General features: G+C 36.9%; 1 protein-coding gene. It reads left to right on the top strand.

Annotated elements, in window-relative coordinates; translation table 11 throughout:
• Nucleotides 1-241 (top strand): Crp/Fnr family transcriptional regulator (locus EII42_RS12465; protein ID WP_148098069.1); only part of this gene is annotated, 241 nt, incomplete at its 5' end.
• Nucleotides 242-374 lie beyond the last annotated feature (133 nt).

Below are 374 nucleotides of genomic sequence, written 5' to 3' on the forward strand. Positions count from 1 at the left end.
CCTTGCCAATGAATTAAGAGATGCGGAAGAGCGTTTGGCTAAAAGTGCTTATTTACGCACTTTAGATCGGGTAATAGACAGCCTATATTTTCTCACCACCAATTTCCCTTATTACAATTGGACTTATCGTGAAATTGCCGAATATGCGGGCTGCGAAACAGAAACCGCCATTCGTATTGCCAAAGAATTAAAGCAAAATGGCTTATTTAACAATGTATTACCTAACAATAAAAGCAAATAAGTGCGGTGAGTTTTAGGACGTTTTATGGCATTTTTTACCCCACAAGCTCATTTTCATTTAATGGCAAAGCCCAGTAGTTTCCATTGCAATATCCAATGTGAATATTGTTTTTACCTACAAAAAGAACAGGATT

Origin of the sequence: Tessaracoccus sp. OH4464_COT-324 (assembly GCF_003932855.1) — a bacterium.
Taxonomy (GTDB): domain Bacteria; phylum Actinomycetota; class Actinomycetes; order Propionibacteriales; family Propionibacteriaceae; genus Arachnia.